This is a genomic window from Lentibacillus sp. Marseille-P4043 (assembly GCF_900258515.1).
Classification (GTDB): Bacteria; Bacillota; Bacilli; order Bacillales; family Amphibacillaceae; genus Lentibacillus_C.
Genome location: NZ_LT984884.1, coordinates 90,758 through 107,449, shown reverse-complemented (window position 1 = coordinate 107,449; position 16,692 = coordinate 90,758). Strand labels below are relative to the sequence as shown.

Sequence of the window (16,692 nt, the reverse complement as noted above, 5' to 3'; positions counted from 1 at the left end):
GATGCCAATTCGGCATCTTTTTTTATAGGCCTTATTCGTAATTTTTTATTTCGTATTTGATAGAAACTGCGACACAATGAAAATTCCTGTTGTGATGTTTTCTTTCACTTTAATGTGGACTGAATGGTTGAACCCAAGCGAGAAAACATCGACCTGAAACATCGGCGCGAAACGCGAAACATCAACCCGAAACGCGAAACATCGACCCAAGAATGGGAACATCGGCGCGAAACGCGAAACATCGGCCCGAAACGCGAAAACATCGACCCAAGAACGAGAACATCGACCCGAAACGCGAAACATCAACCCGTGCGCGAAAACATCAGCCCGATCAAGAGTCCGGCGGAGAGCAATTCTATAGTTACGTCGCAGTTTATGTCTATTGTGTCAGATACAACAAATGTCTTCGATGGGGCGAGTAATCGCAGTCCCAATCTTTTAGAAAACAACTTTTTTATATAATTCCAAGTGAACCGATGAAAACGATAATGATGGTGATTGGGACGAGCCAGCGCATGATTTGAAACCATAGTTGGTAAATACCTGGTGCTAGATCTTTGCTATAGAAAAACTCCTGCTTAACGAGTGCTTTATCCATTTTATATGTGATAAATAGAGCAATTAGCAAACAGCCTAGTGGAAGTATGATGTTACTCACGAGATAGTCGGAGGCATCAAATACGGTTAACCCAAATAGGTGGAAATCTGCTAATGTGCTGGATGATAATGCTGCAGGAATTCCTGCTAAAAAGATGATTAATCCGGCAATCCAGGCAACTTTGATACGTGAGCGTTGCTTGTTTGCTGTAAATGCTGACGTAATGATTTCTAGCATGCTAAAGGACGATGTCAGAACAGCAAATAAAAATAATAGCAGAAACAAGCTTAAGAATAGTTCGCCAAAGGGCATCTGCGCAAATGCTTCTGGCAAGACCACAAACAATAACCCAGGCCCTTGTGCAGGTTCAAGTCCAAATGAGAAAACAATCGGAAAAATGGCTAATCCTGCCAATAAAGATACGAAAATGTTCATGATCGAAACAGAGCCAGCAGACATTGGCAGGCTAACATCTTTGTTTAAATAGGAGCTATATGTAACCATTACGGAGATGCCAACAGCAAGTGAAAAGAATGACTGCCCAAGTGCGTATAATACGCTGTCGCCCGTTAATTTAGAAAAATCCGGTTGCAAGAAAAATGCTAGTCCTTCTGATGCGCCTTCAAATGTCACGGCACGGACCACCAATACGATAAAAAATACAAATAATAATGGCATTAATAGTTTACTTGCTTTTTCGATTCCATTTTTGATACCAAATGAAATAACAATTATATTTATGATCATAAATAATCCAAGTCCCAATATTGTTATGCCAGGATTGCCAGTTATGGTCGCAAATAATTCCCCGTAATTTGCTGAATCCTTGATAATTAAACCGGGTATCGACATCGCACTGTAGATGAGTACCCATCCGCCAACAACACTATAAAACGACATCAAGATAAAGGCACCAAATACGCCTAACTTACCCACAATCGACCAACCACTATTTGGTGCAAGCTTTTTATAGGCGCTAACAGCTTCCTTTTGTGCACCTCTACCAATAATGAATTCTGCGATCAATAAAGGGAGACCAATGATAATTGTAAACCCAATAAATAATAGAAAAAATGCGCCACCACCATTCATACCGGTCATATACGGGAATTTCCATATTGCACCAAGGCCAATTGCGGCACCGGCTGATGATAAAATAAAGCCAATTTTTGATGACCATTGATCTGCTTTTTTCTGCATACTATGCCTCCCTTATTTGCAATGGTTTAACATTAAAAATACCACTATTTGCTGTACAAGCGCAAGTGGAAGTGGGAATCAATTTATGCGCATCCTAGGCCAAAAGTTGTACACGTTGGTCGAAAAGTCGCGCACTTCAGCTAGGAAGTCCGCGCACGCCCGGTGGAAAGTCGCCGGACAAAAGCGAAAAGTCGCCGGAAGAAAGCGGAAAGTCGCCGGACGAACGCCGAAAGTCGCCGGACGGAAGCGGAAAGTCGCCGGACGAACGCCGAAAGTCGCCGGACAAAAGCGGAAAGTCGCCGGACAAAAGCGAAAAGTCGCCGGACGGAAGCGGAAAGTCGCCGGACGGAAGCGGAAAGTCGCCGGACGGAAGCGAAAAGTCGCCGGACGAACGCCGAAAGTCGCCGGAAGAAAGCGGAAAGTCGCCGAAAGAAAGCGAAAAGTCGCCGGACGGAAGCGGAAAGTCGCCGGACGGAAGCGGAAAGTCGCCGGACAAAAGCGAAAAGTCGCCGAACGAACGCACATCCCCCCGTGAAAGTGGCGCATTTCGGCCAAATAGTCACGCGCGCCCAGCAAAAGGCTGTACCGCACAAAATCGGTACAGCGCAAAAGGGTACATTATATTTTCGTTCGAATCTCCCATAATTCAGGGAAGAAATAATGGTCCAACACCTTTTTCAAATAACCAACACCAGACGATCCACCGGTGCCTTTTTTATGCCCAATGATTCGCTCGACTGTTTTCATATGACGGAAGCGCCATTGTTGAAACCAGTCTTCAATATCAACGAGCTTCTCGGCTAACTGGTATAGCTCCCAGTGAGAGTCGACATCTTGATATACTCGGAGCCACGCATTTTCGACTGACGCATCCCTTTGATAGGTTTTGGAAAAATCACGATTTAGTACGGTGTCGTTGATTGGAAAACCATTACGAGCTAGTGCTTGGATGGCGACATCATATAGTCCCGGTTTCGTGTAAGCTTCTTCCAAGATGGCATATACCTCCGGATCCTTTTTATAAATTTTCATAATGTAGGGCGTTTTATAGCCGAGTACAAATTCAACTAAACGATATTGATAGGATTGGAAACCGGATGCATTACCTAACGAATCTCGAAATTCCATATATTCTGCCGGTGTTAGGGTTGATAAGACATCCCAGGCTTGAATGATTTGCGTTTGAGTTTTAGAAACGCGGGAAAGCATTTTAAATGATGACTGTAGCTCATCCTGTTCAATCATTTGAATGGCTCCCTTTATTTCGTGGATAATTAATTTTAGCCAAAGTTCACTTACATGGTGAATAATAATGAACAGCATTTCATCATGATGGTCGGATAATCGTTTTTGACTGGATAACAATGTATCAAGCTGTAAATAATCACCATATGTCATTTTTTCTTGAAAATCAGTATGAATGTTTTTCTCTGATTTAAACGTATTAGCAGAATCTGTCATGCTATCGTCTCCTTTTTAATGGTGTCCTCATTTAACCAACCCTTATTCAACCGGCTTGATGACGGCTCTGACCGGACTGCCATCTGCACCATGAATAGCGAGCGGCAGCGCAATTAGCTCATAAATTCCAGGTGTCACATTGTCTAACATGATATTTTCTAAAATGTGAACGCCGTTTTTATGTAATGCATGATGTGTATCCAATTCCTTGCTGTCCGGTGCATCAACAGAAGGCATATCAACGCCAAGCAATTTCACCCCTTTTTCATGTAAAAAAATTGCTATTTCTGGGTCTAAAGCGGGCATGCTTTCTGGAAAACGGGCTGGGTTATTTGACAGATTTGTTTTTAGTAATACACGCGTTATCCCATCATCCCATTCATAAGTCTGCAACACTTCTGGTGTTATGGTATCGACATGACTCACATCAAGCACGACAGCTTTTCCAACATATAGGTTTACATCCAATTGGTCGACAGTCGTACCGTTATCATCAAAGTGATAGGGGGCATCGATATGTGTACCTGTGTGAACACTGGTCGTGATTTGGCCAATATTTACAGATCCTGTCTCTGTTTTCGAGTACGTTAAATCATAGGAGAAAGGGGTGTCGCCAGGCCAATGCGCGATTTGTTTAGTTAAAGGCTGTGAAATATCCATCCAATTTGTCATTATGCAATAACACCTCTTAAATTTTCATATTTCTTAAAGCGCTCTTCTTTCATAATTGTTTGGAGTATCTGGACTGTTTTCCAAACTTCTTCAAACGTGTTATATAGTGCAACAGGGGCAAGGCGAATCCCATTTGGCATACGGAAATCAGGAATAACACCATCTGCTTTTAGTGCCTTGCAAATTCTGGCTGCTTCCTTGTGTTCTAAAAAGATATGCCCACCACGTGTCGCATCATCTTTTGGATTTGTGATGGTAAAGCCATACCCTGCCAATTTGTTTTCAATTAATTCCATGAAGTAGTTGGTTAAACGTAGTGACTTTTCTCGTATCCGCTTTATGCCTGCTTCCTGAAACAAATCTAGTGCACCAAGTAATGGAGCGGTACTTAATACGTGTGGTGTACCAATTTGATAGGCGCCAGCATGTTCAGCGGGTGTTAGCGTATGTTCCATGTCAAATTGCTTTTCTTTATTCGAACTGAACCAACCAGCAAGGCCAGGATCTTTTCCAAAGTGCCGCTTATTTACGTAAAGTCCAGCAACACTGCCAGGTCCGCCATTTAAATGTTTATATGTACACCAAAAGGCAAAATCAACACCCCAGTCCGATAACTGGTGGGGAATCGAGCCGATCGAATGGCACAAATCAAAGCCGATTAAAATTCCCCGTTTATGTGCTTCCCTCGTTATGGTTTTCATATCTAAAATTTGGCCGCTACGATAAAGCACGCCAGGAAGCACAATTAGCGCAACATCATCGGTCATGTTAGCGATAATGTCGTTTGTATTTAAAGTATTGCCATCTTTGCTTTGTACCTGAATGAAATGGTTGCTAGAATCATAACCTTTTAAATGTAACTGACTCTTCAAAGCATAAATATCAGATGGGAAGTTCAGTTCATCCGCTAGAATTTTCGTCCGTCTTCCACTAGGTTGATAAAAACTAGCAACGAGCTGATGCAGGTTGGTTGTGGTAGAGCCCGTGACGATAACTTCTTCTGGATCTGCTCCAACAAGCGGTGCCATTTGTTCCCCTAGTGTTTCTGATAAATAAAACCATGGATGACTTCCCTCTGTCCACCCATTAATTGCATACTTTTTCCATGACTCCATTAACCATTCGACTGTCTGTTCAGCACGCTTTGAAAGAAGCCCTAATGAGTTTCCGTCGAAATAAATTGTCTGATTGGAAACATAAAACTCATTGCGAAAATCCTTTAACACATCTTGTTGATCGAGATACTGTGCATAACTTTTTTTCGTATTCATTTACTACACCCCATTTTTTCCTTGCTAAATATTCCAACTAATTAAACTATAAAGCGCGACTCAGCTTGTGTCAAAAACACAAATATTGAAAAAATATAAAAAATATTCCGTATTAAAAGAGGATTATGTGATTAAGTATAGAATACAGGGAATAGCTTAAAATGTAAGCACTTACATAAAGGGGGTGGTGTGTTCGTTGGATCCCATTTTTAAGTGGGAATAAAAATAGGGAGGTTGACCCATGGAGAACACGATTTGGTCGTTAGTTCCACCAATACTCGCGATTATCATGGTGCTGCTCACGAAGCGGGTATTGTTATCACTTGGTGTCGGGATTGTTGCGTCAGCTTTTTTTATTGGCAGTTTTCATGTGGGAGAATCACTTGGTTTAGTATGGGAAGCGTTTAAAGGTGTATTTGTCGATGGGGGAGCAGTGAATACGTGGAATGTTTATATTCTGTTATTTGTATTGATGCTTGGTGTTCTAACCGCCTTTGTTAGCATAATGGGTGGAACGAAGGCGTTTGGTGATTGGATGATCCGCCGTGTTAAAACAAGGGCCGGTGCACAAATCATGACCATGGTTCTCGGGGTAATTGTTTTTGTAGATGATTATTTCAATAGTTTAACAGTTGGGCAGGTAGCAAGGCCTGTCACAGATAAGCATCGTATTTCACGTACGAAATTGGCTTATATTGTTGACTCCACTTCTGCACCAATTTGTGTGATTGCACCTGTGTCAAGCTGGGGGGCTTACATTATTGGGATACTCGGAACCGTTTTTGCGGCACAAAGTGTGACAGGACATACGGCATTTGGTGCATTTTTGCAAATTATTCCGATGAATTTTTATGTATGGTCAGCATTAGGGGTTGTTTTGATAATCGCCATCCGTCAAGTAGATTTTGGACCAATGAAGCTTCATGAAGAAAGGGCAATTCAAACGGGAGAAGTGTTAGATCCAGCGAATAAAGAGGCAGTGGACACAGAATCGAACCTACCAACAAGTGATTCGGGGAAAATTAGAGATCTCGTTGTACCAATCGCCGTTCTATTTGTCGCAACCCTTGTCGCCATCTATTTAAACGGGCGTGGTGCTGTAGAGGGTGATAAAACACTGATTAACATTTTTGGTAGTGCTGATGTATCAGTGGCATTGCTCTATGGTGGCTTAATCGGTCTAGCTGTCACATTCACCTTGTTTTTAAATCATATTTTTAATGGGAAATTAACGCCGAAACATTTTGGAATTGGGTTGTTTGAAGGCATAAAGTCGATGCTTCCCGGCTTTACTATTTTAATTTTTGCCTGGGCAATTGTCTTTTTAATTGGTGAACTAGGTACAGGTGAATATTTGGCAGGAGTTGTGGATAATGCCAATATTAGCTTGATGTTCTTACCATTCATCATGTTTATTATTGCTGGTTTCATTGCTTTTTCAACGGGGACTTCATGGGGATCATTTGGAATTTTATTGCCAATTGCCGGTGAGATTGCTGCTGTAGCAGACGTGTCACTTATCTTGCCAATGTTAGCGGCTGTATTAGCTGGTGCAGTATTTGGTGATCACTGTTCACCAATTTCGGATACGACCATTCTCTCATCAGCGGGCTCTAGCTGTCATCATATTGATCATGTAACAACCCAGATTCCATATGCGTTAGTAGCAGCTGGGATTGCTGGTATAGGGTATATTGTCTTAGGAATATTTGGTAATGTATGGATTGGACTGTTAGCCGTTATCATTGGATTAGTTTTGTTTTTCCTTTTTGCTAAAAGGCTTGATAACGTGGAAACAGTGGATGAAACAATTGCGCAATAGGATTTTAGTATGATTTATTTTCTGTTAATTATCAACTGTTGCAAATTTTAAAAAGTTGATTTACACTAGTATCAGAATTATATGAAATGCCGTTTCAATTAATGAAATAGGAGGACGGATGATGTCGTTTGTTTCTGACAAAGTGAAAGATTTACCACCATATCTATTTGCTGAATTTCAGAAAAGGAAAACGGAGCTCTTGGCAAAGGGAGTTGATGTGATTGATTTAGGAATTGGTGCACCAGACTTACCAACACCTAAGTTTGTAATTGAGAAGCTTGCTAAAGAAGCGAAAGATCCAGCTAACCATCGCTACTCGCCATATAGTGGCAGCCAAGAATTTAAGGAGGCAGTGGCGGAATTTTATCAAAGGCACTATGGGGTTGATTTAGACCCAGACACAGAAATATTGGCATTGATCGGTTCAAAAGAGGGGATTGCGAATCTGATTCAAGCCGTTATCAATCCTGGCGAAGCTGTATTGGTTCCAGATCCTGGTTATCCGGTCTATCGTACTAGCGTTCACTTAGCTGGTGGAGAAAGTGTCCGGTTGCCACTTGATACCAAAAATGGATATGTACCTCTATTTGATCACTTATCGGCTGCTGACAAAAAACGTGCAAAGTTAATGCTGTTAAACTATCCAAGTAATCCAACAGCAGCAACCATTCATTTAGATACATTTTTGGAAGCGGTTGCATTTTCCCGGGAAAACAATGTGTTACTCGCGCATGATGCAGCCTATGATTTGGTCACATTTGGAGGGTATAAAGCTCCAAGTGTGATGCAAGTGCCCAATGCTAAAGAGTGGGCTGTTGAATTTGGTTCATTGTCAAAGAGTTTCAGTATGACTGGATGGCGGATAGGTTATATTGTCGGAAATGAGACGATTGTTCAAGCATTAGCAACCTTGAAAAGTAATCTTGACACATCCCAGTTCCTCCCAATTCAAAAGGCTGCTGCAACTGCATTGAAAAGTGATTTATCAGCAGTTGCAGCAAATAATAAAACATATGAACTGCGCATGGAAAAATTATATGCTGCGTTAAAAAAAGCAGGGATATATGCGGAAAAGCCTAAAGGATCCATTTTCCTGTGGGCGCATGTACCGAATGGATTTACATCTGTTGGTTTTGCAAACAAGATGCTTGATGAAGCGGGCGTGATTGTGACACCGGGTACAGCTTTTGGACCTTCAGGGGAAGGGTTTATTCGGATCGCTTTATCTGTGTCAACAGAACGTTTGGAGGAAGTGGTGAGAAGAATAGAGGCGCTGGATTTACAGGGGGTGATCGAATAGTGAATACAGAATTTAGTCCACAAAGGGTCCAAAAGCTAACAGGTGCTCAGGCCATTGTGGAATGTATGAAGATCGAAGGCATTACCAACGTCTTTTGTGTTCCAGGGGAAAGTTATTTACCTGTTTTAGATGCGTTGTATGATGAGGCATCTATTAGTGTTATTTCTACAAGACATGAAAGTGGTGCAGCCTTTATGGCAGAAGGCTATGCAAAGTCTGCGTTAAAACCTGGTGTGGTACTGGCAACAAGGGGAGTCGGAGCTGCAAATCTTTCCATAGGTGTTCATACCGCCTACCAAGATTCAACTCCAATGGTTGTATTCTTAGGGCAGGTACATAGCAAGTTCAGGGGGAGGGAAGGATTTCAGGAAGTTGATTTAGATCGTTATTTCCAACCTATTGCTAAATGGGCAGTTGAGATAAAAGATCCTGAACGAATGCCAGAGATTGTGCAACGAGCATTCCGCATCGCCCAAACTGGAAGGCCTGGACCTGTCATTGTTTCATTGCCAGAAGATGTTTTGCCAACAGCTGCCAATATGACGTTTGGTCCGGGGATAACAAAGCCAAAACCAGCGCCTTCAGATGATGAAATTGGCAGAATGGATCAACTTTTACAGGGTGCACGCCATCCATTAATTATTGCCGGTGGTGGTGTTAAAAGTTCGCAGGCTGAAGAAACACTACAGGAGTTTGCTGAGAAATACCAAATACCAGTTGCCGCAGCATTTCGCAGGCATGATGCTTTTCCGAATGACCATCCATTATATGTTGGGCATCTTGGACTTGGAACGAATAAAAAAGTCCTGCAGACCGTTGCAGAGGCTGATGTGATATTGGCACTCGGCACACGCCTATCAGAAGTTACTACGCAGGATTATCAAATTCTGCGTGGAAGTAAAAAACTAATTCATATCGATATTGATGATGCCACGATTGGAAAAGTGTATGCACCGGACCTTGGGATTGTTGCGGATCTTCAGGAAGCACTGAAACGTATGGTGTCTCTAATGGTAAACCCGTCTTGGAAAACTTGGACTGAGGAGCGGCGCATGGCTTATGAATCGATTAGCCAGTTAACGGCAACGGATGAAGATGTGATCAATAAACAAATTATGGTGTTGCTAAAAGATAAATTGCCTAAACACGCACTTCTCACAAATGATGCAGGCAATTTCGCCGGATGGCTTCACGCGTTTTATCCATTTACGGAGAAACATACGTATGTTGGCCCAACGTCAGGAGCGATGGGATATGGAATGCCAGCAGCACTTGGCGCGAAACTTGCTTTTCCAAATAAACAGGTTGTCTCCCTGTCAGGTGATGGCGGCTTCATGATGACAGTTCAGGAATTGGAAACTGCGGTCCGATATAACATTCCGGTCATAAGTCTCGTGTTTAATAATAATATGTATGGAACGATCCGCATGCACCAGGAAATGCATTACCCGGAAAAAGTAATGGCAACTGATTTGGGTCATGTATCCTTTGCAGATTTGGCTAAAAGTATTGGAGCTGAAGGGTTTACAACGAACACACTGGATGAATTTTCAGAAGTTCTAGATCATGCATTGCAAAATAATAAGCCAACTGTAATTGAAATTATCACCAGTAAAGAACAAATCTCCGTATCATCAACGATTAAAGAGATACGTGAGCGTTCTAAAAAGTAGTGGGTTAAAAACTTTAAATAGAAATAATCAAAGGAGGTAATTTTCATGGCAGAAACATTATTAGAAGTAAAAAGCCTTAAGAACTTTATTAACGGGGAATGGTTGGAACCAAACAAAACAACACCAGTGGTTAACCCAGCGACAGGAGAAACGGTCGTTCATGTTCCATTATCAAATAAGGATAGCGTAAATAATGCAGTTTCAGCTGCTAAACAGGCACAAAAAGAGTGGGCTTTAGTACCCGCACCACAACGTGCAGAGGTGCTATTTCGCGTTGGTAATTTGATGAAAGAACGGAAAGAGAAATTATCGCAATTGCTAACAATGGAAAATGGAAAAGTCATCGAGGAAGCACGTGGAGAAGTACAAGAGGGAATAGATATGGCCTTTTATATGGCTGGAGAAGGACGCCGTTTATTCGGTCAAACAACACCTTCTGAGCTAAAGGATAAATTCGCGATGAGTGTGCGCTCTCCAGTTGGGGTTGTTGGCATTATTACACCATGGAATTTTCCAATTGCCATTGCCACATGGAAGTCCTTTCCGGCAATCGTAGCAGGGAATGCTGTCGTTTGGAAACCAGCAACTGAAACACCAATTATGGCATTTGAGCTTGCGAAGATTTTGGAAGAGGCTGGGCTGCCAAAAGGGGTTATGAACGTTGTATTCGGTTCTGGATCTGAAGTTGGCGATGCGATGGTTGAGCATGATAATATCCGAGTGATTTCGTTTACCGGATCAAATGACACTGGACGGAATATTGCCGGCAAGTGCGGCCAGCAATTGAAAAAGGTTTCACTTGAAATGGGTGGAAAAAATGCTGTGATTGTCATGGATGATGCTGATTTAGACTTAGCTGTGGAAGGAATTCTATGGAGTGCCTTTGGAACAAGCGGACAGCGTTGTACAGCATGTAGTCGTGTCATTGTACACGAGTCGATAAAGGAACGGTTAGCGGAACGGTTACTTGTCGAAATGGAAAAATTAACAATCGGTAATGGACTTGATGAGTCGATTAAAGTTGGACCAATTATTAATAAGGCGGGACTTGAAAAGATTAAACATTACATCGAAATTGGTAAAAGTGAAGGAGCCAAAATGCTTGCTGGCGGTTATGTTATGGATGAAGGTGATCACAGCAAAGGGCATTATTTCGCTCCAACATTGTTTGCGGATGCAACAGCGGATATGCGGATTGCACAAGAGGAGATATTTGGCCCGGTCGTTTCCCTGATTCCTGTTAAAAGTTTTGAGGAAGCTATTGAAGTGAATAATGGAGTAACATATGGCTTGTCGAGCTCCATCTTTACGGCTGATGTGAATCGTGTGTTTAAAGCACAGCGTGATCTTGATACAGGTATTATCTATGTAAACGCTGGTACAACCGGCGCGGAAATTCATCTGCCGTTTGGTGGAACAAAAGGTACAGGAAACGGGCACCGCGATTCTGGCGTAGCAGCACTTGACGTGTTTACAGAGTGGAAAGCTGTCTATGTTGATTTTAGTGGAAAACTTCAACGCGCACAAATCGATGTGGAGTAAAAATAATATTTCAGAAATTAGTAGATTCATTTATGTTTACTATCATTCATTTTTAAATAAAGGCCGATTACTAAAAGATTGTTTTTTTACAACATATATAAAATACGACATAGTGAAATTTCCTTTTTGGAACTCTAATGTGGCATTAGAGCTTGAATTCGCTCCAGCAGAATACTTCGCTTTCCGTGGGCACGGCCTCAGTCTCCTCAGAAGCAAAGAACGCTTCTTCCGGGGTCTTCGGACACGTGCTGTTCCCACAGGAGTCTACGTATTCTGCTTCCGCTGGTAGAGACTTTTTGATTAATGAGTTGACACAGCCCATGAAGTCAACATTTTGTGGAGTCTTCGCACTTAAATAGAAAGTTAGTTTAATGAGGAAGAAAATACGAAGCTACTATGAAGATTGCTTTAGACCAGCGAAGGAAATACACGTAGACTCCTGGGGGATGAGAGGCATAGGTGAGACCCCGCAGTGCGCCAGCACGAGGAGGCTCTCCAGCCGCCCCCGGAAAGCGAAGTGTATACGGGCTGCGGGGCAGAGAGCAACAAACAATGTGAAACCAACATAACACTTACTGCGCATTTTATATCAACTATGAAATTAAAAAGCAACAAATATTATGAAAAGGGCCTAAATGAACGAACGAAACTTATACAAGGAGTGGATTGGATGAAAATAGGTGTATTAGGATCTGGTTTAATGGGAAAAGAAGCTGCACGTGATTTGGTATCAAGTGAAGGTGTAGCTGAAGTAGGCTTGGCAGACATTGACTTTGCTAGAGCAAAACAGGTTTGTGAATCATTGCATTCTCCTAAACTAACAGCCTACCAAGTGAATGCTAGTAATGAGGAAGAACTGGCAAATTATATGATACAATTTGATGTTATCATTAACGCATTATTCTATTCCTTTAATGAAACTGTTGCGAAAACAGCAATTAAAGTAGGCGTTCATTCAGTTGATCTTGGGGGCCATATTGGTCATATGACAGATAAAGTGTTAGCACTCCAAGAAGAGGCAAAAGCTGCTGGGGTGACATTGATTCCAGATTTAGGTGTGGCACCAGGGATGATTAACATCTTGTCTGGTCACGGGGTAAGCAAATTGGATAAAGCAGAATCGGTTAAATTATATGTCGGCGGAATCCCTGTACGACCTGAGCCGCCATTTGAATATAACCATGTCTTTTCCATGGAAGGGGTTTTTGATCACTACACAGATCCATCCTTGATTATTAGAGACGGTGTAAAGCAAGAAATACCATCACTATCGGAAGTGGAAAAAGTTCATTTTGAGAAATTCGGGCCACTGGAAGCTTTTCACACATCTGGCGGAACATCAACATTATCGATTTCTTATCCAGATTTAAAAACATTAGAATACAAAACAATCCGTTACCCGGGCCATGCCGAGAAATTCAAACTGCTAGTAGATTTGAATTTAACACGAATGGATTATCAAGTAGATGTAAATGGTCAATCGATCAATCCACGGGAAGTATTGTTAAAAGTGCTTGATCCGATCGTTGATTTGAAAGATAAAGATGATGCGGTATTGTTAAGAATACTAGTTTCCGGTGAAAAGGATGGAAAACCAGCTACACACACGTTTGAAATGACAACATATAAGGACAGGGAAACAAATGTTACTGCAATGGCTCGTGCTACGGCAAACACGATTTCCGTTGTTGCACAAATGATTGCGAGTGGTACAATCTCTAAAAGAGGTGTTTATCCGCCAGAACAGATCGTGACAGGGGACACGTACATCAAAGAAATGGCGAAACGCGACGTACACATTAAAGAAACGGGCAATCCTGAAAAAGCACATGTAAATAGTTAACCATTTATCCCTCTACTTATCTTGGTAGGGGGAGATTTTTTCTGAAAAAGATTGTTAAAAATGAGAAGGAGTCAAATAATCATGAATCAGAGTGTCATCAAGGCATTAAAACTACTCGATTTATTTACCGAGGACAATGAGGAATTAACCTTAAAGGAAATATCGAATAAAGCTGATATGCCGAAGCCAACTGCATATCGGCTGTTATCGGCATTGGAATCATGCAATTTTTTATATAAGACGAAGGAAAATGAGCACGACAGCCGTTATCGGTTAGGACTTAAGCTACTCGAATTAGGTCAAATTGTTTCCGATCAACTAGAGTTAAGGGGCATTGCCTTACCGGATATGGAAGAGTTGGCACAGGAAATTAATGAAGTCATTCACCTAGTCATCGTCAATCAAAACGAGGCTACCTACATTGAAAAAGTAGAAAGCACAAGGGCATTACGTCTTTATACTAGAATTGGGAAGAGCTCTCCTTTGTATATGGGGTCAGGACCCAAACTGCTGCTTGCTTTTCTATCTCAAGAAATGCAAGAAAAAGTTTTAGGTCAAGGGGAGCTGTATTATTTTGGTAGTCATAATCCGATTGATCGAAAAAGTTTGAAAAATGAACTGGAAAAGATACGTCAAGAGGGATATGCTTATAGTATAGGGGAACAAGACGCTGATACAACGGGAATATCTTATCCGATTTATGATCATCGGGCCCAAGTTATTGCAGCGTTAACCATTAGTGGGTTATCGAGTCATTTTGACGGAGATAATCTTACATTTATTAAAACAAAATCGAAAAAAACAGCACACGCTATCTCCGAAAAATTAGGATACCGTGGTGCAGGTTTCGGCAGTTAAGACTTTGGAGAGGATGACATAGGTAATGAATACGGTATTTATAGCAGGACATGCTAGATTGCCATCCGGAATGGCGGCGAAAAGTATTTATGACACATTAACAATAACAGCGGAAATTGATAAAAAATATGGGGTTATCGTAACGGCTGGCTGTACATTGGCAACGCTGCATGGAAGGGAATATGTGCAGCAGCTTTTACGTGGCTATAGCTTACAGGACGGAATTGAGAAGCCTGTTCAAGAAGTCAAAGAGCATTATTTGGGGAAAGCCGGTAATGCATTAGAATCTGCGTTGAACGATTTGTATAAGCAGTATGAGCAATATCATAATGCGCTGGAAGCTTGATTGAAGGTGTTGCCTGGTAGGTGTAAGGGTTGCGCGATAACGCCAAAAAGTCGCGCACCTCGGCCAGTAAGTCGCGCAGCCCGGCCGAGAAGTCGCGCACCTCGGCCGAAAAGTCGCGCACCTCGGCCGAAAAGTCGCGCAGCCCGGCCGAGAAGTCGCGCACCTCGGCCGAGAAGTCGCGCACCTCGGCCGAAAAGTCGCGCACCTCGGCCGAAAAGTCGCGCACCTCGGCCAGGAATTCGCGCACTCCGGCCGAGAAGTCGCGCACCTCGGCCGAAAAGTCGCGCACCCCGGCCGAGAAGTCGCGCACCCTGGCCAGTAAGTCGCGCAGCCCGGCCGAGAAGTCGCGCACCTCGGCCGAAAAGTCGCGCCCCTCGGCCGAAAAGTCGCGCCCCTCGGCCGAGAAGTCGCGCACCCCGGCCTGAAAGTCGCGCCCTCCGGCCGAGAAGTCGCGCAGCCCGGCCGAGAAGTCGCGCACCTCGGCCGAAAAGTCGCGCAGCCCGGCCGAGAAGTCGCGCACCTCGGCCGAAAAGTCGCGCCCCTCGGCCGAAAAGTCGCGCACCTCGGCCAGGAATTCGCGCACTCCGGCCGAGAAGTCGCGCACCCCGGCCGCTACAAGGTGGTGAATTATTTAAACTAAATCCCCATCGAAACAAATTTCCTCTCGAGAAATTCCTCCATGCCGTAGTGTCCGCCTTCTTTGCCAATTCCGGACTGTTTTACACCGCCAAATGGAGCCTCGGCAACGGCAGGGAATACATCATTTACACCGACAATGCCATAGTCCAGTTTTTCTGAAACGCTAATGGCACGATTTGTTTTTTCCGTAAAAATATATGCTGCAAGGCCGTAATCCGTATCATTCGCTTTGTTAATAACAGCTGCTTCATCAGAAAACGGTTGGATTGGGATGATTGGTCCGAATGTTTCTTCATTCATAACCAGCATATCATCCGTGATTCCCGAAAGAACGGTTGGTTGATAAAAATATCCGTTTAACTCACCATCCCATTTTGTTCCACCACAAATGATTTGTGCGCCTTTTTCAACAGCGTCATCAAGGTGAGCCTGGACTTTAATTGATGCCTGCTCGTTTATTAATGGACCTAAATCGGTGCCCTCATCTAGTCCTGAGCCGATTTTAAGCTGTTTTACCTTTTCCGTCAGTATTTTTGTAAATTTATCTTTTACCGATTCATGGACATATAACCGGTTTGCACAGATACATGTTTGCCCATTATTTCTGAATTTGCTTGCCAATGATAAGTTGGCGGCTTTTTCCAAATCGGCATCATCAAACACGATGATTGGCGCATGTCCACCAAGTTCTAGTGATAGTTTTTTCACATGTTCGGCACTTTCACGCATTAAGTATTTTCCAACCTTGGTTGATCCAGTAAATGTAATTAAGCGGACATCCTTATTTGTCAACATTGCATTTCCAATTGCTTCAGCATCACCAGTAACGAGATTAACGACACCATTCGGCATGCCGGCACGTTCTAGAATTTTTACAATTTCAATTGCTGATAATGGTGTTTCTGGTGCTGGTTTCAAAACAACTGTACAGCCTGCTGCGAGGGCCGGTGCAATTTTTCTAGTAATCATCGATGCAGGGAAATTCCATGGCGTAATGGCACCGACAACACCAACTGGTTGCGGCATAACCAACATACGCTTTGATTTAATCGAAGACGGAATCCATTCTCCATAACTTCTGCTAGCTTCTTCTGCATACCATAGTAGAAAATTAGCGGCACCTTTAATTTCACCTTTTGCCTCTTTTAAGGGTTTGCCTTGTTCGCTTGTAAGTAGTTTCGCTAAACGATCGGTTTCTTCTAACATGAGCTGATGTGCTTTGTATAAAATTTTTGATCGCTTACGTCCGGTTAGCTCACTCCATGTTGAAAAAGCGGTGGAAGCAGCAGCAATTGCCTTATTTGTTTCGTCTTCTCCGCCATCTGCTACTTCTGCGACAGGTTCTAATGTTGCGGGATTGTAAACGGTTGTCGTTTTATCTGTTTCCGCATTTTGCCATTTACCATTGATAAAAATACTTTGAACGAGTGTATCGATCATATAATTTTCCTCCTTGAATTCTAGTAA

General features: G+C 42.7%; 15 protein-coding genes. 9 read left to right on the top strand and 6 right to left on the bottom strand.

What is annotated here, in order from left to right; genetic code table 11:
* Positions 1-123: 123 nt before the first annotated feature.
* The gene (locus tag C8270_RS19615; protein ID WP_158701543.1) at positions 124-462 is read left to right on the top strand and encodes a hypothetical protein; all 339 of its coding nucleotides are present in this window, start codon (positions 124-126) and stop codon (positions 460-462) included.
* Here C8270_RS19615 and C8270_RS00545 read toward each other — a convergent pair.
* On the bottom strand, positions 455-1,798 hold the full coding sequence (locus C8270_RS00545; protein ID WP_106494622.1) for a sodium-dependent transporter: 1,344 nt from the start codon (positions 1,796-1,798) through the stop codon (positions 455-457). The genes C8270_RS19615 and C8270_RS00545 overlap by 8 nt on opposite strands.
* A 162-nt stretch (positions 1,799-1,960) precedes the next feature.
* On the opposite strand from C8270_RS00545, the gene C8270_RS19610 reads away from it, so the two are divergent.
* Positions 1,961-2,443, top strand: a complete 483-nt coding sequence (locus C8270_RS19610; protein WP_158701542.1) for a hypothetical protein — start codon at positions 1,961-1,963, stop codon at positions 2,441-2,443.
* Here the strand turns inward: C8270_RS19610 and kynA are convergent.
* Genes kynA through kynU form a run of 3 tightly spaced genes read right to left on the bottom strand, consistent with a single transcriptional unit; the run spans position 2,417 to position 5,202 of the window.
* Positions 2,417-3,259 (bottom strand): tryptophan 2,3-dioxygenase, encoded by an 843-nt coding sequence (kynA, locus tag C8270_RS00535; protein ID WP_106494621.1) that lies wholly within the window; start codon positions 3,257-3,259, stop codon positions 2,417-2,419. The two genes, C8270_RS19610 and kynA, sit on opposite strands and share 27 nt — an antisense overlap.
* A gap of 42 nt (positions 3,260-3,301) precedes the next feature.
* Positions 3,302-3,931, bottom strand: coding sequence for an arylformamidase (gene kynB / locus C8270_RS00530; protein ID WP_106494620.1), 630 nt, complete (start codon positions 3,929-3,931; stop codon positions 3,302-3,304).
* Complete coding sequence (gene kynU / locus C8270_RS00525; protein WP_106494619.1) at positions 3,931-5,202, bottom strand: kynureninase; 1,272 nt, start codon at positions 5,200-5,202, stop codon at positions 3,931-3,933. Before kynU ends, kynB begins: the two co-directional genes overlap by 1 nt.
* 241 nt (positions 5,203-5,443) lie before the next feature.
* Here kynU and C8270_RS00520 point away from each other — a divergent pair, with 241 nt between their 5' ends.
* From C8270_RS00520 to C8270_RS00490, 7 genes are all read left to right on the top strand, one after another.
* Positions 5,444-7,024, top strand: coding sequence for a Na+/H+ antiporter NhaC family protein (locus tag C8270_RS00520; RefSeq protein WP_106494618.1), 1,581 nt, complete (start codon positions 5,444-5,446; stop codon positions 7,022-7,024).
* 121 nt (positions 7,025-7,145) lie between these two features.
* Positions 7,146-8,324, top strand: coding sequence for an aminotransferase class I/II-fold pyridoxal phosphate-dependent enzyme (locus tag C8270_RS00515; RefSeq protein ID WP_106494617.1), 1,179 nt, complete (start codon positions 7,146-7,148; stop codon positions 8,322-8,324).
* A gap of 65 nt (positions 8,325-8,389) precedes the next feature.
* Positions 8,390-9,997, top strand: coding sequence for a thiamine pyrophosphate-dependent enzyme (locus tag C8270_RS00510; protein ID WP_106498410.1), 1,608 nt, complete (start codon positions 8,390-8,392; stop codon positions 9,995-9,997).
* 45 nt (positions 9,998-10,042) lie between these two features.
* The gene (locus C8270_RS00505) at positions 10,043-11,539 is read left to right on the top strand and encodes an aldehyde dehydrogenase family protein (protein ID WP_106494616.1); all 1,497 of its coding nucleotides are present in this window, start codon (positions 10,043-10,045) and stop codon (positions 11,537-11,539) included.
* A gap of 670 nt (positions 11,540-12,209) precedes the next feature.
* On the top strand, positions 12,210-13,382 hold the full coding sequence (locus C8270_RS00500) for a saccharopine dehydrogenase family protein (protein WP_106494615.1): 1,173 nt from the start codon (positions 12,210-12,212) through the stop codon (positions 13,380-13,382).
* A gap of 81 nt (positions 13,383-13,463) precedes the next feature.
* On the top strand, positions 13,464-14,240 hold the full coding sequence (locus C8270_RS00495) for an IclR family transcriptional regulator (protein ID WP_106494614.1): 777 nt from the start codon (positions 13,464-13,466) through the stop codon (positions 14,238-14,240).
* A 25-nt stretch (positions 14,241-14,265) separates the two neighbouring features.
* Entirely contained in the window at positions 14,266-14,586 is a 321-nt protein-coding gene (locus tag C8270_RS00490) for a DUF3870 domain-containing protein (RefSeq protein ID WP_106494613.1), read from the top strand.
* Here the strand turns inward: C8270_RS00490 and C8270_RS00485 are convergent.
* Entirely contained in the window at positions 14,486-15,169 is a 684-nt protein-coding gene (locus C8270_RS00485; RefSeq protein ID WP_158701541.1) for a hypothetical protein, read from the bottom strand. The two genes, C8270_RS00490 and C8270_RS00485, sit on opposite strands and share 101 nt — an antisense overlap.
* Before the next feature lie 53 nt (positions 15,170-15,222).
* Complete coding sequence (locus tag C8270_RS00480) at positions 15,223-16,665, bottom strand: NAD-dependent succinate-semialdehyde dehydrogenase (RefSeq protein WP_106494611.1); 1,443 nt, start codon at positions 16,663-16,665, stop codon at positions 15,223-15,225.
* Positions 16,666-16,692 lie beyond the last annotated feature (27 nt).